At 58.4% G+C, this 25012-nt stretch carries 24 protein-coding genes; 10 read left to right on the forward strand and 14 right to left on the reverse strand.

The genetic code is table 11. From position 1 onward, the window contains the following. Positions 1-2 precede the first annotated feature (2 nt). The 5 genes from CYR55_RS01480 to yebS form a co-directional block, all read right to left on the reverse strand. Positions 3-494, reverse strand: a complete 492-nt coding sequence (locus CYR55_RS01480; protein ID WP_101814669.1) for a Csu type fimbrial protein — start codon at positions 492-494, stop codon at positions 3-5. 71 nt (positions 495-565) lie between these two features. Further along, a complete protein-coding gene (locus CYR55_RS01485; RefSeq protein ID WP_101814391.1) occupies positions 566-1096 on the reverse strand; it encodes a Csu type fimbrial protein in 531 nt (176 codons plus the stop codon). A gap of 416 nt (positions 1097-1512) precedes the next feature. Then, the gene (gene rsmF / locus CYR55_RS01490) at positions 1513-2958 is read right to left on the reverse strand and encodes a 16S rRNA (cytosine(1407)-C(5))-methyltransferase RsmF (RefSeq protein WP_101814392.1); all 1446 of its coding nucleotides are present in this window, start codon (positions 2956-2958) and stop codon (positions 1513-1515) included. Between the two features lie 149 nt (positions 2959-3107). After that, the gene (locus CYR55_RS01495) at positions 3108-5741 is read right to left on the reverse strand and encodes a PqiB family protein (protein ID WP_101814393.1); all 2634 of its coding nucleotides are present in this window, start codon (positions 5739-5741) and stop codon (positions 3108-3110) included. Beyond that, a complete protein-coding gene (gene yebS, locus CYR55_RS01500) occupies positions 5710-6957 on the reverse strand; it encodes a membrane integrity lipid transport subunit YebS (RefSeq protein WP_101814394.1) in 1248 nt (415 codons plus the stop codon). The genes CYR55_RS01495 and yebS overlap by 32 nt, the downstream gene beginning before the upstream one ends. Positions 6958-7316: 359 nt before the next feature. Here yebS and CYR55_RS01505 point away from each other — a divergent pair, with 359 nt between their 5' ends. The 4 genes from CYR55_RS01505 (at position 7317) to htpX (ending at position 11834) form a co-directional block, all read left to right on the forward strand. After that, complete coding sequence (locus CYR55_RS01505; RefSeq protein WP_101814395.1) at positions 7317-7817, forward strand: GAF domain-containing protein; 501 nt, start codon at positions 7317-7319, stop codon at positions 7815-7817. Positions 7818-7908: 91 nt separating this feature from the next. Next, a complete protein-coding gene (proQ, locus tag CYR55_RS01510; RefSeq protein ID WP_101814396.1) occupies positions 7909-8628 on the forward strand; it encodes an RNA chaperone ProQ in 720 nt (239 codons plus the stop codon). Positions 8629-8647: 19 nt separating this feature from the next. Continuing rightward, entirely contained in the window at positions 8648-10687 is a 2040-nt protein-coding gene (gene prc, locus CYR55_RS01515) for a carboxy terminal-processing peptidase (RefSeq protein ID WP_101814397.1), read from the forward strand. 265 nt (positions 10688-10952) lie between these two features. Next, complete coding sequence (gene htpX / locus CYR55_RS01520) at positions 10953-11834, forward strand: protease HtpX (protein WP_101814398.1); 882 nt, start codon at positions 10953-10955, stop codon at positions 11832-11834. 51 nt (positions 11835-11885) lie between these two features. Here the strand turns inward: htpX and CYR55_RS01525 are convergent, their stop codons facing one another. Together CYR55_RS01525 and rhaS are read right to left on the reverse strand one after the other, a co-directional pair. Further along, a complete protein-coding gene (locus CYR55_RS01525) occupies positions 11886-13295 on the reverse strand; it encodes an MFS transporter (RefSeq protein WP_101814399.1) in 1410 nt (469 codons plus the stop codon). A gap of 119 nt (positions 13296-13414) precedes the next feature. Next, positions 13415-14239: an HTH-type transcriptional activator RhaS gene (gene rhaS / locus CYR55_RS01530; RefSeq protein ID WP_101814400.1), complete on the reverse strand. Its 825-nt coding sequence runs from the start codon at positions 14237-14239 to the stop codon at positions 13415-13417. A gap of 277 nt (positions 14240-14516) precedes the next feature. Between rhaS and kdgR the strand changes: the two genes are divergently transcribed. Next, complete coding sequence (kdgR, locus tag CYR55_RS01535; RefSeq protein WP_101814401.1) at positions 14517-15308, forward strand: DNA-binding transcriptional regulator KdgR; 792 nt, start codon at positions 14517-14519, stop codon at positions 15306-15308. 72 nt (positions 15309-15380) lie between these two features. Here the strand turns inward: kdgR and CYR55_RS01540 are convergent, their stop codons facing one another. The 4 genes from CYR55_RS01540 to kduI form a co-directional block, all read right to left on the reverse strand. Beyond that, a complete protein-coding gene (locus CYR55_RS01540; RefSeq protein WP_101814402.1) occupies positions 15381-16772 on the reverse strand; it encodes an L-cystine transporter in 1392 nt (463 codons plus the stop codon). Between the two features lie 193 nt (positions 16773-16965). After that, positions 16966-17529: a metal-dependent hydrolase gene (locus CYR55_RS01545; protein ID WP_101814403.1), complete on the reverse strand. Its 564-nt coding sequence runs from the start codon at positions 17527-17529 to the stop codon at positions 16966-16968. Positions 17530-17724: 195 nt separating this feature from the next. After that, positions 17725-18486 (reverse strand): 2-dehydro-3-deoxy-D-gluconate 5-dehydrogenase KduD, encoded by a 762-nt coding sequence (kduD, locus tag CYR55_RS01550; RefSeq protein ID WP_101814404.1) that lies wholly within the window; start codon positions 18484-18486, stop codon positions 17725-17727. 64 nt (positions 18487-18550) lie between these two features. Then, positions 18551-19387: a 5-dehydro-4-deoxy-D-glucuronate isomerase gene (gene kduI, locus CYR55_RS01555; protein ID WP_101814405.1), complete on the reverse strand. Its 837-nt coding sequence runs from the start codon at positions 19385-19387 to the stop codon at positions 18551-18553. A gap of 77 nt (positions 19388-19464) precedes the next feature. Here kduI and CYR55_RS23465 point away from each other — a divergent pair, with 77 nt between their 5' ends. Together CYR55_RS23465 and CYR55_RS01560 are read left to right on the forward strand one after the other, a co-directional pair. After that, positions 19465-19629: a hypothetical protein gene (locus tag CYR55_RS23465; protein ID WP_165699505.1), complete on the forward strand. Its 165-nt coding sequence runs from the start codon at positions 19465-19467 to the stop codon at positions 19627-19629. Between the two features lie 44 nt (positions 19630-19673). Beyond that, the gene (locus tag CYR55_RS01560) at positions 19674-20006 is read left to right on the forward strand and encodes a cupin domain-containing protein (protein ID WP_101814406.1); all 333 of its coding nucleotides are present in this window, start codon (positions 19674-19676) and stop codon (positions 20004-20006) included. A gap of 69 nt (positions 20007-20075) precedes the next feature. Here the strand turns inward: CYR55_RS01560 and hxpB are convergent, their stop codons facing one another. Beyond that, positions 20076-20741, reverse strand: a complete 666-nt coding sequence (gene hxpB, locus CYR55_RS01565) for a hexitol phosphatase HxpB (protein WP_101814407.1) — start codon at positions 20739-20741, stop codon at positions 20076-20078. A 199-nt stretch (positions 20742-20940) separates the two neighbouring features. Here hxpB and CYR55_RS01570 point away from each other — a divergent pair, with 199 nt between their 5' ends. After that, positions 20941-21489 carry a YniB family protein gene (locus CYR55_RS01570; protein WP_101814408.1) on the forward strand — a complete coding sequence of 183 codons (549 nt, stop codon included), beginning with the start codon at positions 20941-20943 and terminating at the stop codon, positions 21487-21489. A 51-nt stretch (positions 21490-21540) separates the two neighbouring features. Here CYR55_RS01570 and CYR55_RS01575 read toward each other — a convergent pair whose 3' ends face one another. Together CYR55_RS01575 and ghoS are read right to left on the reverse strand one after the other, a co-directional pair. After that, positions 21541-22410, reverse strand: a complete 870-nt coding sequence (locus CYR55_RS01575; protein ID WP_101814409.1) for a fructosamine kinase family protein — start codon at positions 22408-22410, stop codon at positions 21541-21543. Between the two features lie 181 nt (positions 22411-22591). Further along, entirely contained in the window at positions 22592-22906 is a 315-nt protein-coding gene (ghoS, locus tag CYR55_RS01580; protein WP_101814410.1) for a type V toxin-antitoxin system endoribonuclease antitoxin GhoS, read from the reverse strand. Positions 22907-23032: 126 nt separating this feature from the next. Here ghoS and CYR55_RS01585 point away from each other — a divergent pair, with 126 nt between their 5' ends. Together CYR55_RS01585 and CYR55_RS01590 are read left to right on the forward strand one after the other, a co-directional pair. After that, positions 23033-23659: a transglycosylase SLT domain-containing protein gene (locus tag CYR55_RS01585; RefSeq protein WP_101814670.1), complete on the forward strand. Its 627-nt coding sequence runs from the start codon at positions 23033-23035 to the stop codon at positions 23657-23659. Positions 23660-23773: 114 nt separating this feature from the next. Then, on the forward strand, positions 23774-24904 hold the full coding sequence (locus CYR55_RS01590) for an ABC transporter substrate-binding protein (RefSeq protein WP_101814671.1): 1131 nt from the start codon (positions 23774-23776) through the stop codon (positions 24902-24904). The last annotated feature ends 108 nt before the right edge of the window (positions 24905-25012 follow it).

Raw genomic sequence — 25012 nt, forward strand, 5'->3', positions numbered from 1 at the left:
TGTTACCAGCTAACTGTGACCTGAACCGTGTCACTGTAATTCCCTACCGACGGCGTGGCCTGGGCCGGTATCCGCCCATACACCGGCAGATAGAGGATCTGGCCGTTGCCGGTACCGGAAACGCCGGTAACGTTATCCCATACGGTGGTGTAGGCCGCGTTGGTATAGAGGTTGTAGGTGATCCGCTGGGACGTGGGGCCACCCACCAGATACCGGCTTGCCGGGCTGCCGCTGTTCCCGCCGTTCAGCAATACCCGCCAGGTCGTGCCGTTATTGCATTGGATGCGAATCGCCCCGGCGTTTTGCTGGCCGGTAACGCTTATCGCACGGGAGAGAAAAGACGTGGTGCCGAAATTAAGCGTGCCGAAACTCACCACACCATTGCTGGTAGTACCGGCGGAGCAGGCGGCCACCAGCGTGGCGCTGAATCCCACGCTGGCGGTTTTGGTCGCAGCCGGCAACGGCAACGCCGGCAGCATCAGCACCGGCATCATCAATGCGGCGGCCAGCCGGTACCCGGGCCGCCCGGCGTCCTTTCCGTGGCTGCTGTTCATCAGTCTGTACGTTACCAGGTGACGGTCATGGTCACGGTGTCTGTGTAGGTACCGGCTGCCGGGGTGGTCTGCGCCGGCACCTGACCATACACGATCAGGTTAACCGGGGTGCCGGTACCGGTACCCGCCAGTGGGGTGCCCGGCCCCCAGAGTGTGGTACGGGCCGGCTCCTGATAGAGGTTATAGTTAATAAAGGCACCGCCGGTACCGGCCATCCGCCGCTGCCCGGCGGCAGCATTCACGCCGTTGTCCAGCGCCACGGTGAACGGTGTGCCGGTGGTGCAGAGCAACTGGAGGCTGCCGGAACCGGCGGCATCGGTTGACTGCGAGTTAATGATGTTGGCCAGAGAAGAGTACTCGCCAAAGCTCAGGGTACCGAACTGGTTCACCGAGCCGCCTGAATTCCCGCCGACCACCTCACACCCGGCCCCCACGGTCAGGGTAACCCCCATATTACCGGTAACGGTACCCGCAAATACCGGGGCGGCGGGGGTCAGCATCATCAACGCGGCGGAAGCCAGCGTGAGTTGTGTTTTCTTCATAACCTGTTCCTTTCAGTAAAAAACAAAAGCTGAATCAGTAGACACATCAGAAACCGGGCTGTGGCATCCTCCACGCTTTCTTCATTGGTTAGCCTTGTTAATAAGATTAATTATTAGAATACATTTGTTCATATTTCCTCTTAAAAATAAAAAAAACACGATAAGAGAAAACGCACTTTTTTTAGGCTGCAACCGGTGAAAAGGGGCAATAAATTTCTGTGATGTAAATTTGGTGTTAAGTTAAGGTAATAAGTTGATAGCGTGTGTTTCTGGGGAGGGGTGGTTAATTGAGTAATTTTTTTAATGTATTTGAGAGCGTTTTTAGAGAATTGATTATTTTGTAAACAGGAAAACCGGGTTATCAGGTAAGGAATAATAAGAAAAGCGGGCCTTAGCCCGCCTGAAAGAGGGTCGGTTCAGGCCGGGGGCATCACAAAGGCGGCCCCGTCACGTACCAGTTCACGCGGCAGCGCATTTTTGATGCGGCTGCCGATGCGCTTGGCTAACCCAAGCGGCTGGCCAAGCCAGGTCAGGATGAACTCATCCCCGTCCGGCAGGGATTCCGGGTAGAAATCACGCCCCATAAACCAGCTTTGTGCCTGTTCTGCGTCCAGTTCCAGCGTGGCATGGCCGCTGGTGTCAGCCAGTGCCACCACCGCCTCATGTTGCCAGCGATAACCTTTCGGGAAGCGCTCGGCCAGTTTCAACCCGATGCGCGAGAAGCGTACCTTGCCGAACAGCGGGGTCAGCGCCTGCGGGAACAGCCAGATCTCTTTGTCACGCAGCCACAGAGAGTGGGTCTCCGGCAGCGGCAGCCCGGCGGCCCGTGCCGCCTGCGTTATGGCATCACGCTCTTTGCCCGGCAGTGGCGAGAAGGGAAACGCCCCCACTTTATAGGTCGGCGCGGGCAGGGGGGCAATGGCAGCGGTTTTACGCAGCCGCGCCACGAAGAAGCCTTCGCTGTCAAAAATCTGCGGGAAAACGTGCAGGAAGCCTTCCGGCGTGGCGGCCCGTTCCGCGCCGGGGAACAGGCCATCCAGCGGCTCCACAGTGACCGCCTCCGGGTAGCGCGCCAGCAGCCAGCGGCACACCTCCTGGTTCTCCTGGGCATTGAGGGTGCAGGTGGAGTAGACCAGCGTGCCGCCCGGTTTCAGCGCATGGAACGCGCTGTCGATAAGCTCCCGCTGGGTGGCGGCGATGGAGACGATGCTCTCCGGCGACCAGTTGCTCATCGCATCCGGGTCTTTGCGCACCACGCCTTCGCCGGAGCAGGGTGCATCCAGCAGGATGGCGTCAAAGGTTTCCGGCAGCGCGGCCCCAAACACCCGGCCGTCAAAGTGGGTCAGCGCGCTGTTGCTGACGCCGCAGCGGCTGATGTTGGCGTGCAGCACCTTGACCCGGCTGGCGGAATATTCATTGGCGACGATGCCGCCCTGGTTACCCATGCGGGCCGCAATCTGGGTGGTTTTCGAGCCGGGGGCGGCGGCCACGTCCAGCACCCGCTCCGGCAGCGTGTTATCGCTGAACAGCGCGCTGACCGGCAGCATCGAACTGGCTTCCTGCAGATAAAACAGCCCGGCCAGGTGCTCCAGCATATTGCCGAGCCGCTGGCTCTCATCATCACTGCGGTCGATCCAGAACCCTTCCGCGCACCACGGCACGGGCGACAGCTGCCAGCCATAGGCCGCGGCACGGGCAGTGAAGTCGGCCACGCTGATCTTCAGGGTGTTGACGCGCAGGCTGCTGCGCAACGGGCGCTGGCAGGCGGCGATAAAATCGTCCATCGACAGGTCAGCGGGCATGATGGCCCGGGTGGCCGCGAGGAATTCAGGCGGCAGGAAAGCAGAGAGGTGTTTAGCCACAGGGGAGGGTCCGCAAGCGCAATAAAAGTGGCGCGCAGTCTAGCACACCTGCGACGCGGCGGTGAAATGGCGGCCCGGCCCGCAGACTGCATTAAAAAAGAGAAAAGCAGCCCGCAGGCTGCTTCAGGGTACAGAGTGTGCCGCCGCGATCAGTCCTGCGGGATGGCCGTGCCCCAGCTCTGCCAGCCTTTCGGCTCTTCGCTGTTGAGCAGGAAGTGCTTGCCGGGCAGGGCTTTCGGGGCCAGCGGAATGCTTGGCGGGGTCATGAACGCGATGCCGCCGCGGATAAACTGCTGGAAGGTGCCGCTTTTAATCACGCCGCCGGTCAGGCCGAATTGCAAGTTATAGCCGGAGGCCAGCCAGAACACCGAGTTATTGCGCACCAGGTGCTGATACTTTTTGCTGATGCGCAGCGTGACATGCACCCGGTCACCCATCGAACCCAGATAGAAGCCGGTGATGGTGCCCACCTCAATGCCGCGGTAGAGGATCGGCGTGCCGACTGACAGCGAGCCGGTTTCTGCCGCATCCAGCACAATCCCCAGCCCGTCGGTGTAACGCGAATCGGTGATGGTGGCTTCCTGCAACTCAAAGGTGCGCGCCAGATGGCCGCCCGCGCCCGGTTCCACATTGATATAGGGCTGGATCAGCGTGTCGAGGTTACTCACCCCGGCGGCCGAGATCTCCGGCGACACAATCGAGAAGCGGGTACCGGCGCGGGCAAAGGTCTGCACATATTCCGGGTAAAGCACCGCTTTGGCATCCACCTGATTACGTTCCGGGGTCAGCTTCAGGGATTCCACCTGGCCGATGTCGATACCCAGATAGCGGATCGGCATCCCCGGCGAGAGCTTACTGGCGTCAAAGGTCGTCAGGGTGATCTGGCTGCCCACCGCCCGCGCGGCGGTCTCATTGTTATAGAGCACCCGTTTGACCCCTTTGGTAAAGGTGGCCCCTTCCAGGTTATCGAAGCTGATCGCCCCTTTCAGCGCCCGGTTCAGCGGGGAGGCCTGCACCGAGAAACCGGCCCCGTTCAGCTGCACTTTTGCGCCGCCTTCGGCCCAGAAGATGCTTTTATCCGTGAGCAGCTTGCGGTATTCCGGCTGGATGTAGACATCCACATCAAAGGCATTGGCGCGGGGGCGGATGTCGGTGATTTCCCCTACCTGGAACTTCCGGTAGAGCACCACGGAACCGGCCTGCACATCCGGCAGGCTGTCGGCCGTCAGCGTCAGGGTCGGTTTCGGGGTGTCGCCCTGCGTCCCTTCCTCCGCTTTCTGCTCATCGCTGTAGAGCGGGTAGCGGGCCGCCGGTGTCCCTTTCCCGCCCGGCAGGATCTTGATGCCGCCGTCGATCCACTCCGCGGCGCTGGCCCCGGTAACCTGCAGCCCATCCAGCCCCAGTTTCACATTCACCCGGCTGTTGACCACAAATTTGCTGTCCTGGTGGATCAGGCGGCGGTATTCCGGTTTGACCGCCACTTTAAACAGGATACCGGCGTCTGTGAGATCGCGTGACAGTACCTGGCCGACATTGATGCCATACAGGATCAGCGGCTGGCCGGGGTTGATGCCGTAGGTCTGCGGGGCGAGCAGTTCCAGCGTCAGCACATTGGGTTGCTGCAACAGCTTCAGGCTGCTGTCGAGCACCGTAAAGCGCGCCTGCCGCTCGCCCTCGCCGGGGATCAATTCCAGGGTACTGCCGGTGAGCAGCGCGCTCAGGCGGGTATCGCTCAAACTGATTTTCGGGCTGTTAAGTTCAATGCGGGTGCCGCTGCGCATCAGCTCCACCACCGACGGATCCACCGTCAGTTCACCGCTGACCTTGCCGCCTTTGTCCAGCGTGACAGCCGTCAGGGTGCCGACCTGCAACCCCTGATAGATCAGCGGCGTGTGGCCGGCGTTCAGGCCATCGCCCGAGGGCAGGTCAAGGTGGATCAACACCCCGCGCTGGCTGTGGGCCAGATCGGGGTAGAGCTGGTAATTCTGATCCGCCTGGGCTTGGGTGCCGCCGGTGGGCGAGTCAAAGGCAATCGCCCCGTTGACCAGCGCCGCCAGGCTCTCCATCTTGACCGACGCCCCTTGCAGGCTGAAATCGCCCTGGAAACCGGAGACGTTCCAGAAGCGGCTGTCGCGCTTGACCAGGTTGGCGAAGCGGCGGTCAATCAGCACATCAATGGTCACGCCCTCTTTACCGGGCGCGATGTCATAGTCATAGACTTTGCCGACCGGGATTTTGCGGTAATAGACCAGCGAGCCGGTGTTGAGGGAGCCCAGATCCGCCGCCCGCAAATGCACCATCAGCTCACCGGTATTCAGGCGGAATTTTGGCTGGGTATCGAGGGCGGTGAACTGGGTTTTCGGCTCGCCCGGGCCGGGCATCATGCCGATGTAGTTGCCGCCTACCAGCGCATCCAGCCCGGAGACCCCGGCCAGCGAGGCTTTGGGCGTCACCAGCCAGAACTGGGTACCGTCGCGCAGGGCATCTTCCAGCTCACTGCGGATACTGACCTTGACCAGGATGTTGTGCAGATCCTTGCTCAGGCTGATGGTCTGGACGGTTCCGACCTCCACCCCCTGATAACGCACCGGTGTGCGGCCGGCGACAATGCCCGCCGCAGACTGGAAGGAGATGGTGACGGTGGTGCCGCGCTCCTGATAGTTGCTCCAGATCAGCCAGCCGGCAATCATCAGGGCAATAAACGGCAGTAACCAGAACGGGGAAATCCGGCGCTTGTTTTTTACCCGCGCCTCAGTCGGTGTAGTCGGCGTTTCGTGTTGCATGTGCATCCCAAATCAAACGGCTATCCAGCCAATGTACGGCAAGGATAGTTAAGAACACCGCGCTGCCGAAATAGAAGGCAGCCGGCCCCATAGTAAACGAGAGCAACTGATCGCGGTTGATCAGTGACATCATCAGCGCTATCACAAACAGGTCGAGCATTGACCAGCGGCCAATCCAGGTCACCAGCCGCAGCAGGCGGATGCGGGTTTTCAGGCTGTGCTGGGTACGGAAATGAATACTGAGCAGCAGCACCAGCAGGACGATGATCTTGGTAAAAGGCACCAGCACACTGGCGATGAAGACAATCCCGGCAATCGGGATATTGCCGGAGGTGGCAAGCGAAACCACCCCGGAAAAAATGGTGTCGTCCATGCGCTGGCCGTTGGCGTAGATGATGGAGATCGGCAGCAGGTTGGCCGGCAGCAGAAACACCATCGCCGCCAGCAGGGCGGCCCAGCTCTTTTGCAGGCTGTGGCGGCGGCGCAGGCGCATCGGCACATGGCAGCGCGGGCAGCGGCCGCGGGCATCCGGGTTGCCGGTGAATTTACACGGCAGGCAGAGCCGGAACGCGGCGGGATCGCCGCCCGGCTGCGGCTGCGGGTAGAGGCGCAGCCAGAGCTGCTCCACGTTCAGGTGGATCAGCAGCAAAATCGTCAGCAGCATCACCGCCAGATAGGCAATCAGGGCATGGCCGGGCGTGATGTCGGCATACTCTTTGACTTTAATGCAGGCCACGCCCATGCCCACCAGGTAGATGTCCAGCATCACCCACTCTTTCAGCCTGTCCAGCATCAGCAGCACCGGCCGCAGATTCATGCCGAGCTGCCGCCCGATATAGAGATAGAGCAGGGAGAGCACCAGCGTCAACGGCGCGCCCACGGTGCAGAACAGCACCATGCTGCCGGTAAGCGGGGAATTCTGGTCCGTCATCAGCCAGACCCCTTCCAGCAGGGAGGCGTCAATCCGCGTGCCGAGCAGGCGGATGCTGATCAGCGGTTCGCTGAAGGCAAAAGGCATCAGCAGCAGCGCCGTCACCGCGACCACCGCCAGGCGGGTCAGTGACCAGTCACGCCCTTTCTCTACCCGGGCATTGCAGCGCGGGCAGTACGCGGATTCACGCCGCGTGAGGAACGGCAGGGTGAACAGCATGTCGCACTCGCTGCAACGCTGGTAGCGGGCCTGGGGCAACGGGCCGGAGAGTGTCTCTATTTTCATGATTCCGGACTCGGCAGAAGGTGCAGGAACAGCCTGTGAGGGGTCTGTGCCACCTGGTTACAAAAAAATGTGCTTTCCCTGCATCGTATCTGGGGCACAATCCGCCTCCGGCGGTACCGGCCGGAAGGGCAATGCGTTTTTTGATGCACGTCTAGACACTTAGCGTAGCGTGAAATGAGGGCGCGGTCAGGCATGGTTCAGATAAATCCGGCGACTTTCTGCGGCCAACATACCCCGACACAGGGGGTTTTGTGAAGTAACCTCCGATTAACCTTGTGACGATACGCATTTAATGCTTATTTTATAGGGGCTAAGCGCAGTGCGGCGCTGGTCACCCTCACCGATTTTATGGTCATAACATGAATAAAAACGCATTCTACACAGAATTAAAACGTGACATGGGCGCGCTGCTGGCCGGCGAAACCAATTTTATTGCCACACTGGCCAACGCCAGCGCGCTGCTGTATGAGCGCCTTGAGGGCGTAAACTGGGCGGGCTTCTACCTGATGGACGGCAAAACGCTGGTGCTGGGGCCGTTCCAGGGGAAAATCGCCTGTGTGCGTATTCCGGTAGGCAAAGGGGTGTGCGGAACCGCCGTCTCCGAGGCTGCTGTCCAGCGTGTTGGCGACGTCCACGCGTTCCCCGGCCATATCGCCTGTGATGCGGCCAGTAACGCTGAAATCGTGCTGCCGTTGCGGGTTGGCGGGCAGATTATCGGGGTACTGGACATCGACAGCACGGTTTATCAACGCTTCGACGAGGAAGACGAAACCGGCCTGATCTCGGTGGTTGACGCGCTGTGCGCGCAGCTGGAACAGTGCGACGCGGCAAAATATGTCCTTCTTTCTCACGATGATTAACGGATAACGTGGCATTTACTGATGGCGTCATTATAATGGCGCCTGTTCATGCCTGCGCCGGTTGGCAAACCCGTTGTAATCAGGAAATTTCATGGAAAATCAACCTAAGTTGAACAGTAGTAAAGAAGTCATCGCCTATCTGGCTGAGCGGTTCCCGCTCTGTTTCACTGCCGAAGGCGAAGCGCGTCCGTTAAAGATCGGCATTTTTCAGGATCTTGTGGAACGCGTCCAGGCTGAGGAGAACCTCAGCAAAACGCAATTGCGTTCCGCCCTGCGCCTCTATACCTCAAGCTGGCGGTATCTGTATGGCGTCAAAGTCGGTGCCCAGCGCGTCGATTTAGACGGCAACCCATGCGGCGAGCTTGAAGAGCAGCATGTTGAACATGCGCGTAAGCAACTGGAAGAGGCGAAAGCCCGTGTCCAGGCGCAACGTGCCGAACAGCAGGCCAAGCGCCGCGAAGCGGCCATTGCCAACGGGGAGACCCCGGACGCTGCCCCTGCCCGCCGCCCACGCCCGGCGGGTAAAAAACCTGCGCCGCGCCGTGAGAACGCCGCAGCCCAGGAGACCCGCAAGCCGCGCCCACCGCGTCCGCAACAGGCTAAAGAGCCTCGCGCTGAACGTCAGGAAAGCCCGGCAAGTCTGGTGCCCGTCACCGACATCTCAAAACTGCAGATTGGCCAGGAGATCAAAGTCCGGGCCGGTAAAAGCGCGATGGATGCCACCGTATTGGAAATTGCCAAAGACGGTGTCCGTGTGCAGCTTTCCTCCGGTCTGGCGATGATCGTGCGCGCAGAACACTTGCAGTTCTGATACGGAGGCCAACCCAGGCATGAACAAATTTGTCAGAGTTACCGCGATTGCGGCGGGCCTGTTTCTGGCGGGCGTAAGCTTTGCCAATGAAGCCCCCGTGACGCTTGAGACGCTGCCTCAGCTCCAGCAGGAGCCGCAGGACGCCACCGTCAGCGAACGTGTGACGGCGCGTTTCACCCGTTCCCATTACCGTCAGTTTGACCTTGATGAGAACTTCTCCGCGAAAATCTTCGATCGCTACCTCAATATGCTGGACTTCAACCACAACGTGTTGATGGCGGCAGATGTGGCGCAATTTGCGGATAAAAAAACCAGCATGGGCGAGGAGCTGAAAACCGGCAAGCTCGATACCGCCTATGCCCTGTTCAATCTGGCGCAGAAACGCCGGTTTGAACGCTTCCAATATGCATTGACGGTACTGGCCAGACCCATGGACTTTACCGGCAATGACACCATTGACCTTGACCGCAGCAAAGCGCCGTGGCCGAAGGACATCAATGAGCTGAACAGCCTATGGGACGCCAAAGTCAAATATGACGAGCTGAACCTTAAGCTTACCGGCAAAGATGAAAAAGAGATCCGCGATGTGCTCAGCAAACGCTACCATTTCGCGATTAAGCGTCTGGCGCAGAGCAACAGCGAAGATGTGTTCCAGCTGATCATGAATGCGTTCGCGCATGAGATTGACCCGCACACCAATTATCTCTCCCCGCGTAACACCGAGCAGTTCAATACCGAGATGAGCCTGTCGCTGGAAGGGATCGGGGCTGTGCTGCAACAGGATGATGACTACACCGTCATTAATTCCATGGTGCCGGGTGGCCCGGCGGCGAAAAGCAAAAACATCACCGTGGGCGATCGTATCGTCGGGGTAGGCCAGAGCGGCAAACCGGTGGTGGACGTGATTGGCTGGCGTCTGGATGATGTGGTCGCGCTGATTAAAGGGCCGAAGGGCAGTAAAGTGCGTCTGGAAGTGCTGCCGGCCGGGAAGGGCACCAAAACCCGTACCGTGACCCTGACGCGTGAGCGCATCCGCCTGGAAGACCGTGCCGTGAAAATGACGGTAAAAACTTTCGGCAAGCAGAAAGTCGCGGTGATGGACATCCCCGGCTTCTACGTGGGCCTGACGGATGACGTCAAGGTGCAGTTGCAGAAGATGGAGAAACAGCACGTCACCAGCCTGGTTATCGATCTGCGGACCAACGGCGGCGGCGCGCTGACCGAGGCGGTGTCGCTTTCCGGCCTGTTCATCCCGAGCGGCCCGGTGGTTCAGGTGCGCGACAACAACGGCAAGGTGCGTGAAGACAGCGACACCGACGGCGTGGTCTATTACAAAGGGCCGCTGGTGGTGCTGGTTGACCGCTTCAGCGCCTCGGCGTCTGAGATTTTCGCGGCCGCCATGCAGGATTACGGCCGGGCGTTGATTGTGGGTGAACCGACCTTCGGTAAGGGCACCGTGCAGCAGTACCGTTCGCTGAACCGCATCTATGACCAGATGCTGCGCCCTGAGTGGCCGGCGCTGGGCTCGGTGCAGTACACCATCCAGAAATTCTACCGGGTTAACGGCGGCAGTACCCAGCGTAAAGGGGTTACGCCGGACATCCTGATGCCGACCGGTATCGAGGCGGCAGAAACCGGGGAAGCCTTCGAGGATAACGCCCTGCCGTGGGACAGCATTAACGCGGCGACCTACAGCAAAACCGGCGACATGAAACCGTTCGTGCCGGCGCTGCTGAAAACGCACGCTGACCGTATCGCCGGCGATCCGGAGTTCCAGAGCATTGCGCAGGACATTGAAAAGTATAAGGCGACCAAAGATAAGCGCGACATCGTGTCACTCAATTTTGCCCAGCGCGAAAAAGAGAACCACGAAGATGACGCCATCCGCCTGAACCGCATCAATGAGCGCTTCAAACGCGAAGGGAAAAAACCGCTGAAATCGCTCGACGATCTGCCGAAAGATTACCAGCAGCCCGATCCTTATCTCGATGAGACGGCGCATATTGCGCTTGATCTTTCCAGGATGGAATCCTCTGAGGGTAATGCGGCAGCGAAGTAAGCTGGCCCGCCCTGAAAAAGCGCACTCCGGTGCGCTTTTTTTATGCCCCGGGTTTCACCCGTGGCAGGCGCGGCAATCGCAGGGCAGACATATTTCCCTTAAGTCTTCTCACAATGCGAGACAGATCGCTGCATTTTGTAAAGTTTTGTGATTTTAGCAGCTTAAGTGCCGCCAGCGCTTGAATCATGCCGCCAAGCCCATACGATCAGGGGGCAGGCATGTGGCCTGCACGGCAAAACCCTAACGAAGAGGAAGTGACAATTTTATGATGCGTATAGCGTTATTCCTGCTGACCAACCTGGCAGTGATGGTGGTCTTCGGGCTGGTTCTCAGCCTGACAGGGATCCAATCAAGCAGTGTCATGGGGTTAATGATCATGGCCGGGCTGTTTGGTTTTGGCGGCGCATTGGTTTCGCTGCTGATGTCCAAATGGATGGCGCTGCGCGCGGTCGGCGGCGAAGTGATTGAACAACCCCGTAATGCCACCGAGCGCTGGCTGCTCGACACCATCCGCCAGCAGTCACAACAGGCGGGCATCGCCATGCCGCAGGTGGCGGTTTACCACGCGGCGGACATCAACGCCTTTGCGACCGGTGCCCGGCGTGATGCCTCGCTGGTGGCAGTGAGTACCGGCCTGTTGCAGAACATGAGCCAGGCAGAAGCAGAAGCGGTGCTGGCCCACGAAATCAGCCACATTGCCAATGGCGACATGGTAACCATGACCCTGATCCAGGGGGTGGTAAACACCTTTGTTATCTTCATCTCGCGCCTGCTGGCGCAGGTGGCGGCCGGTTTCCTCGGCGGTAACCGCGAGGAAGAGGGCAGCAGCAACGGCAACCCGCTGATCTATTTTGCGGTGGCGACCGTGCTGGAGCTGGTCTTTGGTATTCTGGCCAGCATCATCACCATGTGGTTCTCCCGCCACCGTGAATTCCACGCCGATGCCGGCTCCGCGAAGCTGGTCGGGCGTGACAAGATGATTGCGGCGCTGCAACGGCTGAAAACCAGCCATGAACCGCAGGAGGCCGGCAGCATGATGGCGTTCTGTATCAATGGTAAAAATAAATCGCTCAGTGAGCTGTTCATGTCTCACCCGCCGCTGGATAAGCGGATTGAGGCGCTGCGCAGCGGCCAGTACCTGAACTGACCGTGAAGTAATAGGAAAAGCCCCGCCGGTGTGCGGGGCTTTTTTATGGCGTCAGCGCGGTGGGCTCTGCGGTGACGGGGGGCTTTCTGCGGCCGGGCCGCGTTGCTGGGTCATCCGCAGGAAGCTGACCACCGCACCACCCGCCGCCAGCGTGCCGCCCAGCAGCAGTGAGGCATGGGTGCCGGCCTGTGAAAACAGATTAAACATCAGTGCTACCAGCGCCGCGCCGGCCGTCTGGCCCAGCAGGCGGGCCGTACCGAGCATACCGCTGGCCCCGCCGCTGCGCTCACGCGGGGCGGCGCTGATAATGGTATGATTGTTGGGCGACTGAAACAGGCCGAAACCGGCACCACACAGGATCATCCGCCAGATAATATCGCCGTCACTGGGGGAGGCCGGCAGTAACGCCAGCGCAAAGAGGCCACCGGCAAACACCAGCAGGCCGATGCCGCCCAGCAGCCCGGCGTGGTAGCGCTCCACCAGCCTTCCGGCAATCGGGGCCATCACCATCGTCGCCAGCGGCCAGGGTGTCAGCAGCAGGCCGGTTTCCACTTCACTTCGGCCCAGCACGGTTTGCAGGAAGAACGGCAACGACACAAAGGCCAGCATCTGGGCACTGAAGGAGCAGACTGAAGTGCCGATTGACAGCGAAAAGATCGGGATACGCAGCAGATCAACCGGCAATAGCGGGAAGGGCTGATTCAGCTGCCGCCGGACAAACACCACGCCGACAATCAGCAGCACCAGTACTTCCCCCAGCGTCAGCAGCCGGCTCTGCCCCTGGGCAAAGCCGCTCAGCGCGGTAATCAGCAAGCCGAAGGTCAGGGCATTCAATACTCCGCTCAGCACATCAAAACGCTGGCCTTTACGGCGGCTGAGGTTGGCCGGTAAAAACTTCATACCGAGTGCCAACGCCACCAGGCCAATCGGCAGATTAATGGCGAACAGCCAGGGCCAGGCGGCAAAAGAGAGAATGGCAGAGGCCACCGTTGGCCCGGCTGCGGAAGAGACCGCCACAATCAGCGCGTTGATGCCCATACCGCGCCCCAGATAGCGCTGCGGGTAGATAATACGTATCAGGGCGGTATTGACGCTCATGATCGCCGCCGCGCCAAACCCTTGCAGCACGCGGGCGATGGTCAGAGTGGTTAACGAGTCGGACAGGGCGCAAAACACAGAGGTAATGCTGAACACCAGCAACCCGGCCTGATAGATACGGCGATAGCCTAGAATATCCCCCAATGAGGAGAGTGAAAGCAGAGAGATGGTGATTGCCAGTTGGTAGGCGTTCACAATCCAGATGGAAGAGGCCGGGCTGGCATGCAGATCTTTGGCAATGGTCGGCAGCGCAACGTTGGCGATGGCGCCATCCAGTACGGAAACAATAATACCCAGGGCGATGGCCAGGATCGCGCCATAACGTTGGGGGACGGGCAGTCCGTCAGCAGGGGTTGCGGTCATGAAAGCAGTCTGAGGCTAAATAGGTGATGTTTAAAATATTACCATGCTAATTATTTAAGCGTGGCGTTTCATGCCGGTAACCGGCCTCTTTTTTGTAAGCAACCGCTGCCCGGCAGAGGTTAGTTGTAGTGCAATGATTTACGCAACTGGCTGGGGCTGACCCCAAACGCTTTTTTGAACGACGTAGAAAAGTTATTGCTGTCGCTGAAACCGCAGGCAAAGGCGATCTCCGTCAGGGTGTCATCCGTAGACTGAATCTGGTATTTCGCCCGGTTCAGCCGCAGGGTATTCAGGTATTTCTGCGGCGTCTGGCCGGTATGGCTGAGGAACTGGCGATGCAGGGTACGGGGCGTGATAAAAAAGCGCTCAGCCAGCGCCTCCCAGTTAATGTCATCCTGCGGGTTTTGTTGCAGGTAGAGCAGGATTTGTTGCAGTTTATCCTGGTTAGAACCGGTGGGGGTAACCCGGTAACGCCCTTGGCGCAACAGCATCAGGATGCGCAAAAACAGCGTCTCCTGGCGGCACTGCTCAATCAACGGCTCCTGTTCAACCTGAAGTTTCATCTCATCCAGCAGGCTTTTCAGCGCTTTTTTCAGCACCGGGCTGATGCTCCAGACACACCCATCATCCGGTGAGGGTAAGAGGTGGCTGAAGTTTTTAATGAAGGTAAAAGAGGCATTAGGCCGGTAGAGAATATTGACCAGCCGCAAGTCGTCCACTTGTTCGAACAGATGACGATCGTCGGCATTGATGTAAAAGCACATGCCGCAATTAATGGTGTACGGGAAATCATTCAGAACGTGTAACCCGCTGCCGCCATCCACAATGAAGATTTCATTAAAATCGTGGGTATGTTCAGGAAAAGGCTCCTGCGGCTCGCGAAATGCCAGGGCCACGGCATCCTCCTGGCGCGGGAAAAAATCAAAGCTGCGCAAGGTATACATGTGGGTCTCTCACTCTGGCCGGGCCACACAATACGCAGCCCGCGGTTAGGGAATGGCATTAATTAAAACGTATAAATAAAAAAAATAAACCAACGTTTCATTAAATTGTGACGGCGGTGAGATATTTTCTTATCAGCATGAAGAAAGAGTGAAAGGTGCCTGAAAGTCCCGTAGATTGCTAACTGTGCGCTATTTCTTTTATACTGAATTACTGTTCTGATTTTTTTGAAACCCATTAATCCGGGCCATACAGCGGGCCGGAGAAGGTAAGGCAACCATGGCTATTGCAGATTTTGATAAACAACCCGATTCCGTTTCCTCCGTACTTAAGGTGTTCGGCATCCTTCAGGCGCTGGGTGAAGAACGGGAAATTGGGATTACTGAACTCTCCCAGCGGGTGATGATGTCTAAGAGCACTGTCTATCGCTTTCTGCAAACCATGAAGTCCCTGGGCTACGTGGCGCAGGAGGGGGAGTCAGAGAAGTATTCACTGACACTGAAGCTGTTTGAACTGGGGGCCAAGGCGTTGCAGAACGTCGATCTGATCCGCAGTGCTGACATCGAAATGCGTGAGCTGTCAAAGCTGACCCGGGAAACCATCCACCTCGGGGCGCTGGATGAAGACAGCATCGTCTACATCCATAAAATTGACTCCATGTATAACCTGCGTATGTATTCCCGCATCGGCCGCCGTAACCCGCTGCACAGCACGGCCATCGGCAAAGTGTTACTGGCCTGGCGCGATCGCAAAGACGTGGCGGAAGTGTTGAAGGATGTGGAATTTACCCGCAGCACCTCGCGCACGGTCGGCAGCGCAGATGAGCTGATGCCGGTGCTCGATCTGGTGCGTGAGCAGGGTTACGGTGAGGACAACGAAGAGCAGGAAGAGGGGCTGCGTTGCCTGGCGGTGCCGGTATTCGACCGCTTTGGCGTGGTGATCGCCGGCCTGAGCATGTCGTTCCCGACTATCCGCTTCTCGGAAGAGGCGAAAGTGGATTACGTCGCGATGCTGCACACCGCTGCCCGCAATATCTCCGAACAAATGGGCTATCACGACTATCCGTTCTGATGGCTACATGAACCGATAAAAAAACCGGCGCACGATGCGCCGGTTTTTTTGTGCAGCTTACCTTCAGCGGAATCAGCGGTGCGCCAGTTCTGCCGTCTCGTCTGCGTCCATCAGCGCGTTGTCAGTCTGGCGCATCAGCTGGCTGGTCACGGTACCGGCCGTCATTGAACCACTGACGTTCAGGGCAGTACGTCCCATATCGATCAACGGTTCGACGGAGATCAGCAACGCCACCAGCGTCACCGGCAGGCCCATCGCCGGCAGCACAATCAGCGCCGCGAAAGTCGCGCCGCCACCCACGCCCGCCACACCGGCAGAGCTGAGGGTCACGATGCCCACCAGCGTGGCAATCCATACCGGGTCAAACGGGTTGATGCCCACCGTCGGGGCCACCATTACGGCCAGCATGGTCGGGTAGAGCCCGGCACAGCCGTTCTGCCCGATGGTCGCGCCAAAGGAGGCGGAGAAGCTGGCGATAGATTCCGGGATACCCAGGCGGCGGGTTTGCGCTTCCACGCTCAGCGGAATGGTCGCGGCGCTGGAACGGCTGGTGAAGGCGAACGTCAGCACCGGCCAGACTTTGCGGAAGAAGCGGCCGGGGTTGACCCCGACACCGGCCAGGAACAGGGCGTGAACCACAAACATGATGCCCAGGCCGAGATAAGACGCCACCACGAAGCTACCGAGCTTGATGATGTCCTGGACGTTGGAACCGGCCACGACTTTGGTCATCAGTGCCAGCACGCCATACGGCGTCAGTTTCATTACCAGGCGCACCAGCTTCATCACCCAGGATTGCAGGGTATCGATGGCCACCAGCACACGCTCGCCTTTGGTTTTGTCATCTTTCAGCAGCTGCAACGCCGCCACACCCAGGAACGCAGCAAAGATCACCACGCTGATGATGGACGTCGGGCTGGCACCGGTCAGTTCGGCAAACGGGTTTTTCGGCACGAAAGAGAGCAGCAGTTGCGGGACGGTCAAATCTGCGACTTTACCGGCATAGTTCGTCTGCAAGGCGGCCAGACGCGCCGTCTCCTGCGCGCCCTGTACCAGGCCATCTGCCGTCAGGTGGAACAGCCAGGTCACCAGCACGCCGACCAGTGCCGCAATCATGGTAGTGATAAGCAGGGTGCCGATGGTCAGGACGCTGATTTTGCCCAGGGAAGAGGCATTATGCAGCTTTGCCACCGCGCTCAGAATAGAAGCAAACACCAGCGGCATCACAATCATCTGCAGCAACTGCACATAACCATTGCCGACGATGTTGAACCAGCTGATTGAGGTTTTCAGCGTTTCGCTGTCTGAGCCGTAAACCGCCTGCAGGCCGAGGCCAAACAGCACGCCCAGCACCAGACCTGCCAACACTTTTTTTGCCAGGCTCCAGGCCTTATGGCGGGTTTGCGCCAAAAGCCACAGGAGGGCAACAAAAACCACTACGTTAATAACGAGCGGAAGATTCATACCCAACTCTCCAGAAGTTATCCAATAAACAGTGCATTATTTTCAGGGCACCCGTTTTTTCAGACGGTTTACCCTGACTTTTGCCTGCGTATAGGGTAACAGGCCGCAATAAGGGCGCTTATAACCAGATCTTATGGCTTATAACTTTTCCTGTGATTCAGGCGGTTATTTAAACAAGATGGCGATAAGGTGCTCAGATTGAGGTGATATTCTTTAGAAACTGGCCCAATGACTGGAGATGGAGCGTATTGATAAAGCCCGGCCCCTGTTGCCACCAGACTGCCAGCCCCACCAGCACCAGGCACAGCGTGCGCTCCAGCTGGTTGCCGCGCTGGCTGTTCAGAATCGGCAAACGGAAGCGCCAGCGGCAGGGCCACAGCAACGGGACACCGGCCGGGGTGAGCATATCGGCCATGATGTGGCTCAGGTAGCCAATGATCATCGCGTGCAGCACATCCAGCGGAATACCCCAGTCAGCGGGCACCTGAGAGCGGAACAGAAAAATACCGCCGGCGACAGCCAGCAGGCTATGGGTAAACCCACGGTGGCCACACAGGCGGGAAATGGGCAGCGAAAGCCATTTCAGCCGTTGGCCGAGCAGCGAATTAGGGTGGTCTATGTCCGGTAGCAGCGAAGTGACCAACGCGCCGGGGATAATATGCCACCAGTCACCCTGTGCCAGCTCAGGGGAAAGTTCTGCCTTTTTGGCGAAAATGGCACAGGCAACAGAAAAAATGAGATGCCCTTCGGCAGTCATACGACAATCCTGACTGAAAAACTGGTAATTTATCCAGTATAAAACATATTGTTGGCGCGCGGAAGCCGTTACCCTGTAACTATTTGCAAGCGGAATCAGCCGGAGGGTGAAAGCAGATAAAAACAGGCGGGCAGCAGGGAAGTGCAGGCATAAAAAAACGCGGCCAGGGCCGCGTTATCGTGATGCGCCGGAACGTTACCGCGCCAGCCAGCCGCCGTCAACCGCCAGCGTATAGCCGTTAACATAATCTGCCGCCGCTGAGGCCAGGAACACCACCGGCCCCATCATATCTTCCGGGGCGCCCCAGCGGCCGGCCGGGATGCGGTCCAGGATCGCTTTGCTGCGGTCTTCATCGTCACGCAACTGCTGGGTATTGTTGGTGGCCATGTAACCCGGCGCGATGGCATTGACATTAATCCGGTGCTTTGCCCACTCATTGGCCAGCAGCCGGGTCACGCCCATTACCGCACTTTTGGAGGCGGTATAAGAAGGTACGCGGATGCCGCCCTGGAAAGAGAGCATGGAGGCGATATTGATGATCTTGCCGCCGTTGCCCTGTTTAATGAACTGATGCGCCACCGCCTGTGACAGGAAAAACAGGGTTTTGATATTGACGTTCATCACGTCATCCCAGTCCTGCTCGGTGAAGGACAGGGCATCTTCCCGGCGGATAATGCCGGCGTTATTGACCAGAATATCAATCTTGCCGAAGGCTGTGACCGCCTGTTCCACCACCGACGGAATCACGTCGGTGCGGCTCAGGTCCGCTTTCACTGCCAGAAAACGCCGTCCCAGCGCCTCTACCGCCTGCCGGGTGTCAGTGGGTTCCGACATATTCACGCCCACGATGTCGCAGCCCGCCTGGGCCAGGCCAATCGCCATACCCTGGCCCAGGCCGGTATTGCAGCCTGTGACCATGGCCACCTTATCTTTCAGTTCAAACGCATTCAGCATCATCTCTCGCTTCTCTTGTCAGCAGCCGGATTGGCGCGGGTTATGCCGTCAGCGGCAGGTGCGCGGGTCAGCGCAGGTCGGCCACAGCCACGTGGTCCATGTCATCGAATACCTGGTTTTCACCAATCATGCCCCAGATAAAGGTATAGCGTTTGGTGCCGACCCCGGCATGGATTGACCAGCTTGGCGAAATCACCGCCTGCTCGTTGTGTACCAGCAGATGGCGCGTCTCCTGCGGTTCACCCATCATATGGAAGACGGCGGTGTCCTCATCCATATCGAAATAGAAGTAGACTTCCATACGGCGCTCATGGGTATGGCACGGCATGGTGTTCCACTGGTTGCCGTCCGCCAGTTTGGTCAGCCCCATGGTGAGCTGGCAGGTCGGCAGCACATCCGGCACGATGAATTTGTTGATGGTGCGGCGGTTGCTGGTGGCGTCGTCGCCCAGCGTCTGGGGCGAGGCTTCCGCCAGAGTGATTTTGCGGGTCGGGAACGTGGTGTGGGCCGGGGCGCTGTTGTAATAGAACTTAGCCGGGCGCGCGGCGTCCACGCTGCTGAACACCACTTCCTGTGCCCCTTTGCCGACGTAAAGCGCTTCCTCAGAGCCGATTTCAAAGGTGTCACCATCAACCACGATCAGGCCCGGCCCGCCGATGTTGATCACCCCCAGTTCCCGGCGCTCCAGAAAATAGCTGACGCCCAGTTGTTTACCCACTTCCCCGCCAATCGATACGCTGTTCTGCACCGGCTTGATGCCGCCGATGATGATGCGGTCGATATGACTGTAGGTCATGGTGTAGGTATCGTCTTCGAAAATCTTCTCAATCAGGAACTCCCGGCGCAGGCCGGCAGTATCGAGTTGTTTGGCGTGTTCGCTGTGAATGCTTTGACGGACTTGCATGTCAGTGCCTCTTGAGGGAGTGGCGTAGCGGGCGGAGGCCCGTGGGAGGGAATGCACCGGGCAGAGAGGCCGGCCGCGTGGCAGCGACAGCCGGCCTCTCCGGAGTGTGCCCGGTTCATCCTCGTTCTGAAAAAAGCATAGTGCCTGCGGGATGTGAATTCAATAAATATGAAATGATGTTTTATTTATTTTTTGAAGGGCGTCATGCTTTTGCTATTTTTGCACTGACGGCGCATCAGTAACCCGTAGTATGGGCCGCTACCCCCTTTGGCGACAGGAGCAGAGCATGAAGACGTTCTTTTTCGATCAAGAGACCCCGTGGGACGACCTGGGGCAGGGCATCAAACGCAAAGTGATGACCTGGAGCGATGAACTGATGATGGTGGCGGTTCATTTTGAAAAAGGGGCCATCGGCACCCCGCATCAGCACGATATCCATGACCAGATTGCCTATGTCGCCGCCGGCAGTTTTGAGGTGGAAATTGAGGGGGTAAAACAGGTGCTGAGAACCGGCGATGCCTACCGGGCCGTCAGGCATGAGATGCACGGCGTGGTGGCGCTGGAAGCGGGCAGTATTCTGATCGATACCTTCTCGCCGAAGCGCGATGACTTTTTATAACGCCCGACCTGCAGGAAGCCGGGCGGCTCATCCGCCCGGCCTGTGGTGAAGTGTGATGTCAGCGTGTTATCAGATAAGGTGCTCAACGCGCAATTGCGCCAGCGAGTCCAGCTTAACCTCTGCCAGCGCCCAGCGCGCATCCCCGCGGTTCTCCGCGGCCGGTACCACAATCGAGCGCATCCGCGCCGCTTTGGTGGCAATCATGCCGTTAACCGAATCTTCCAGCGTGACGCAATTCAGGGGATCAACCCCCAGCTGTGCCGCCGCCAGCAGGTAAACCTCCGGGTGAGGTTTGCTGTACGCCAGCGGCTGGGCAGAAACCCGCACCGGGAAATACTCTTCCAGCGCAAACATAGCCAGCACCTTATCCAGCATAAACCGGGGTGAGGCGGAGGCCAGGCCGATTTTCAGCCCCTGCCGGCGGCAGAGTTCAAGGGCATGAGTAACGCCGGGCAGCAGGGGGCGGTGCTGGTCCACCAGCGCAATGGCGCGGGCGATGATCATCCCGGTGACCTCGTCCCGGCTGGGCCCTTGCCACGGCATCGCCTGATACCACATCTCGACCACCTGATCGATGCGCAGCCCCAGCGTGTCCGGCAAGCTATCACGCTGGGTGAGATCCAGCCCCAGGTCGCCGAAGATATCCAGCTCAGCCTGGGTCCATAACGGCTCTGAATCAATCAGCAACCCATCCATATCAAAAATTGCCGCGTGTATCGGTCGGACATAGGCCATGCGCAGAGGCTCCTCAAAGCAGAGAAAGAAAAAGGCTATCGCCGTCACTCTACCATTGCCCGCTGCAGGCTGAACATGCTTTGTTCACGGCGTAAGCGCCTGTGATGCCTTGCATTGCTAAATCATGAAAAGTTTGGGCGCTTTTTATAACTGTAGGTACACTTGGCTGACAGGAATGACGTCTTTACAAGGGGAATCCATGACGTATCAACAGGCTGGGCGCGTTGCCGTGCTCAAACGGGTATTAGGCTGGGTAGTGTTTATTCCGGCCCTGCTGTCGACAGTGATCTCACTGCTGAATTTTATCTACAGCCAAAGCAAACAGACTCAGGGCATCAATGCAGTGATGCTGGATTTCCTGCACGTCATGATCGATATGGTCCGCTTTAACACCCCTTTCCTGAACATTTTCTGGCACAACTCGCCGGTGCCGGCACTGGGCCAGGGGCTGAGCGGGGCTAACCTGATGTTCGCGGTGATTTATATTCTGATCTTCGTGGGGCTGGCGTTACAGGCTTCCGGCGCACGCATGTCGCGACAAGTCCGCCATGTCCGCGAAGGGGTGGAAGACCAGATGATTCTGGAGCAGGCACGCGGCAGTGAGGGGCGGTCACGGGCGCAGGTAGAAGAGCGGATTGTCCTGCCGCGCCACACGATCTTTTTGCAGGTGTTCTCGCTCTATATTCTGCCGGTGGTGATTGCGGTGATCGCCTGGCTGGTGCTGAAGCTGCTGGGGCTGATTGCCTGAGGCGCTGCGCCCACCTGAAGAAACCCGGTGCTGCCGGGTTTTTTTATGCGCTCAGAACGGTTCCGGGTGCAACAGCTGGTCTACGGCACGCTGGGCAGCGACAAGGTGCTGGCCACCGAACAGGTTGCTGCGGTTAAGCAGGAAGTAGAGTTGATAAAGCGGCTGGCGGGCAGGGAAGTCCTCCGGCAGCGGCCAGACGCTCTCATAGCCGTCATACAGCTGGGCCGGCAGGTCGGGGTAGCGCGGCAGCATCGCCAGGTCACACTCCCGGTCACCCCAGTAGCAGGCCGGGTCAAACAGTACCGGGCCATCCGGGCCGAGCGCGCAGTTCCCGGGCCACAGGTCACCATGCAACAGCGAGGGCTGAGGCTGGTGGTTATGCAACTGCTGTTTTACCAGGTCAATAATCTCTTCCATGTTGCCGAACACCATGCCTTTTTCAGCCGCCAGCTGTAATTGCCAGCCAATGCGCTGCTCGGCGAAAAAAGTGCTCCAGCGCCTTTGCCAGCTGTTGGGCTGCGGCAGCGTGGCCAGATCGTTATCAAAATCCAGGCCAAACTGCAGTTGTTCACTCCACTGATGTAAGGCCGCCAGCTGCTGCCCAAGGCGGTAAGCCGCGGGCCCATCCAGCGGGCGCAGGGGGATATATTCCAGCAACAGGAAACTGTCATCCCGGTCACTGCCCACACCGTACACCTGCGGTACCTGCACCGTTTTACTGCGGGCCAGCAGGTCAAGCTGATCCGCTTCTGCCGTAAACATCGGCAGCAGCTCGCGGCGGTCGGCTTTGACAAACACGTCATGCTCGCCATAACTCACACGCCAGGCCGGATGGATTTCACCCCCGGGCAACTCCACACGCTCACGTATCTCTGCGACACCAAGGTGATCATTCAACAGACGACTAATGGCTTGCCACATGGTAATACCCTCCGTCCGGCCGGTGATTCATCAGGGCGTTAAAGGCACTGATAAAAAACGATCTGGCGCACAGGCAGGCCCGATAGGGCGCTGCCGGGGCAGTTTGCCCTACGAAGTATATACGCGATTGATAGTACGCCTGAAAAAAGCGCAAAAATTGTGCAATCCGGCGCGTGGCCGATCACGCTTTTGGCGGTAATTTTACCTGTTCAATCTGTTGCAGGTACTCTTCCAGCGAAATCAGGCTTACGTCCGGCGTCTGGCCCAGCGCGGTTTCACCAAGCCGGGTCGCCAGTTCGGTGACATCCTCTTTGCTGTGCAGGCCGCTGATGCCATAGCTGTTGGTGCCCAGTTCATGCAGTACGCCATCCTCGCTGGTTAACGAGGTTGTAAACCCCGCCAGCGTCAGCTGATTGGTGAGTTTCGCCAGGTCGGCCAGCCCTTGCTCCTGATAGCGAAAGGTGACGACATAGGGTTTGGGGTGTGACAACGCCATAATTCACCTCATTATTTATTGGGATATGCTTCAGAATAGTTCAAGAATCCTATTCAGGTAGTGCGCCGGAGCCGGTATCCTGACGCCGGTGACTATGTGCAACACAGCGGGAAACAGGGAATGAGCATAAACCGAAAACTGAGCTATTTGCTGGTGGCGCTGCTGCTGGCAGGGTGCGCCGGTCAGAAAAAAGAGCATCAGGCCAGTGGCAAGGTCTTTAGCGGTACCAATATGAATGCGCTGGCCTATAACCAGACGATCCACCAGGCTGCGCGGCGCTACGGGGTGGATGAAACATTGGTCAAAGCCATTATTCAGGTGGAATCCGGCTTTAACCCGGACGTGGTCAGCCACTCCAATGCGGTTGGGCTGATGCAACTCAAAGCCTCAACCGCCGGGCGTGATGCCTACCAGCTTCAGGGGCGGCGCGGGCAACCCAGCAGCCGCGAACTGAAAGATCCTGAGACCAACATTGAGCTGGGCACGGCTTATCTCAGTATGCTCCAGCGCCAGCTGGCCGGGATTGATGACCCGCTGACGCTGCGTTATGCCGTCACGGTGGCCTATGTCAACGGGGCCGGCGCGCTGTTACGCACCTTCTCGCCGGATCGCAAACAAGCGGTTCGCGCCATCAACCGGCTCTCGCCTACGGCGTTTTATGCGCATATTCAGGCGAACCACCCGGCGCCACAGGCACCCCGGTATCTCTGGAAGGTCAATACCGCCTATCAGTCTTTGTTGCCAGAGGCGTGATGACCGGGCGCGAAGTCAGCGGGGGGCATGAAAAGGAAAACGGGCAGAGTGCATGATTGATAATGTAATCAATTCTCATTACTATCCATGCACACTTTTTTACAGGAGTTCTCCGTGCCGCGTTCCCTTTCTCTGCTGGCTGCCGCTGTAGCCTTTTGCTGTGCCGCCCCCGTTATGGCCACCACTTACCCACTGACTGTTACCGACACCGCCGGCCAGACGGTCACTCTCAAGCAGGAGCCGAAACGCATCATCGTGCAGGATGGCCGTGACATCCTGGCGCTGGCACTGCTTGACCGGCAAGACCCGTTTGCCCGCGTGGTGGCCTGGAATAACCTGCTGAAAAAGAGTGATGGCGCGACCTGGCAACTGCTTGACCAGAAATGGCCCGCCGCGAAAAAAATTCTGGATATGGGCTTCAGTGATAAAGGGGAAGTCAATCTTGAAAGCGTGATCGCCGAGCGCCCGGATCTGATGGTGGCGCAGCTGCGTGCCAAACCTTCGCTGACTGAAACCGGCGTTCTGGAAAAAATGAAGGCGCTGAATGTGCCGGTGCTGTTCATTGACACCATGCTGAAACCAGTGGAAGACACCCCGAAAAGCGTGACCCTGTTGGGCGAGGTGCTTAACCGTGAGCAGGAAGCGAAAGCCTATACCGACTTTTATCAGCAGCACTATCAGGCGCTGCTGGATAAGGTGAAAAGCGTGGAGCCTAAGCCGCTGGTCTTTATCGAAGCCAAGGCGGGGTTGGGTGGGCTGGACGCCTGTTGCTTTACCCACGCCCATGTAGGGTGGGGGGCGCTGGTGGAAGCCGTAGGGGCACGGAACATCGGCTCCTCCTTGCTGCCGGGTGCCACCGGCGATATTTCCCTGGAAAAAGTCATCAGCCTGAAACCAGATGTTTACATCGTGTCCGGCTCCCAATGGGCCAGCAAAAATAATGCGGCGGTACCCTTCGGTTACAACGTCACGCAAACCCAGGTCAATGCGGCCTTTACGAAAATGAAGAGCCGGCCAGGCTTCAGTGAGGTCTCGGCGATCCGCAACCAGCGGTTCTACGGCATCTATCACAACTTCTACAACCACCCGTACAACATCGTTGGGCTGGAATATCTGGCGAAGTTTATTTATCCGCAGCAGTTCCCGGATCTCCATCCAGACCAGACCTGGAATGACATTTTAAGCCGTTTCACGGCTATTCCGGCAGGCACCGGGGTACTCGCCTCGCCGGCCCCCGCCAACTGATTACCCTGATGCCCCGGTAATCCGCCGGGGCATCGGGTATTCCCCTTTCCCTGCCTTCCTCTGCCTGAACGCGATCAGAGAATTCCCAAGAAAGAGGTTGGAATCACT

The sequence above is a fragment of the Chimaeribacter californicus genome, from assembly GCF_002858675.1.
GTDB lineage: Bacteria > Pseudomonadota > Gammaproteobacteria > Enterobacterales > Enterobacteriaceae > Chimaeribacter > Chimaeribacter californicus.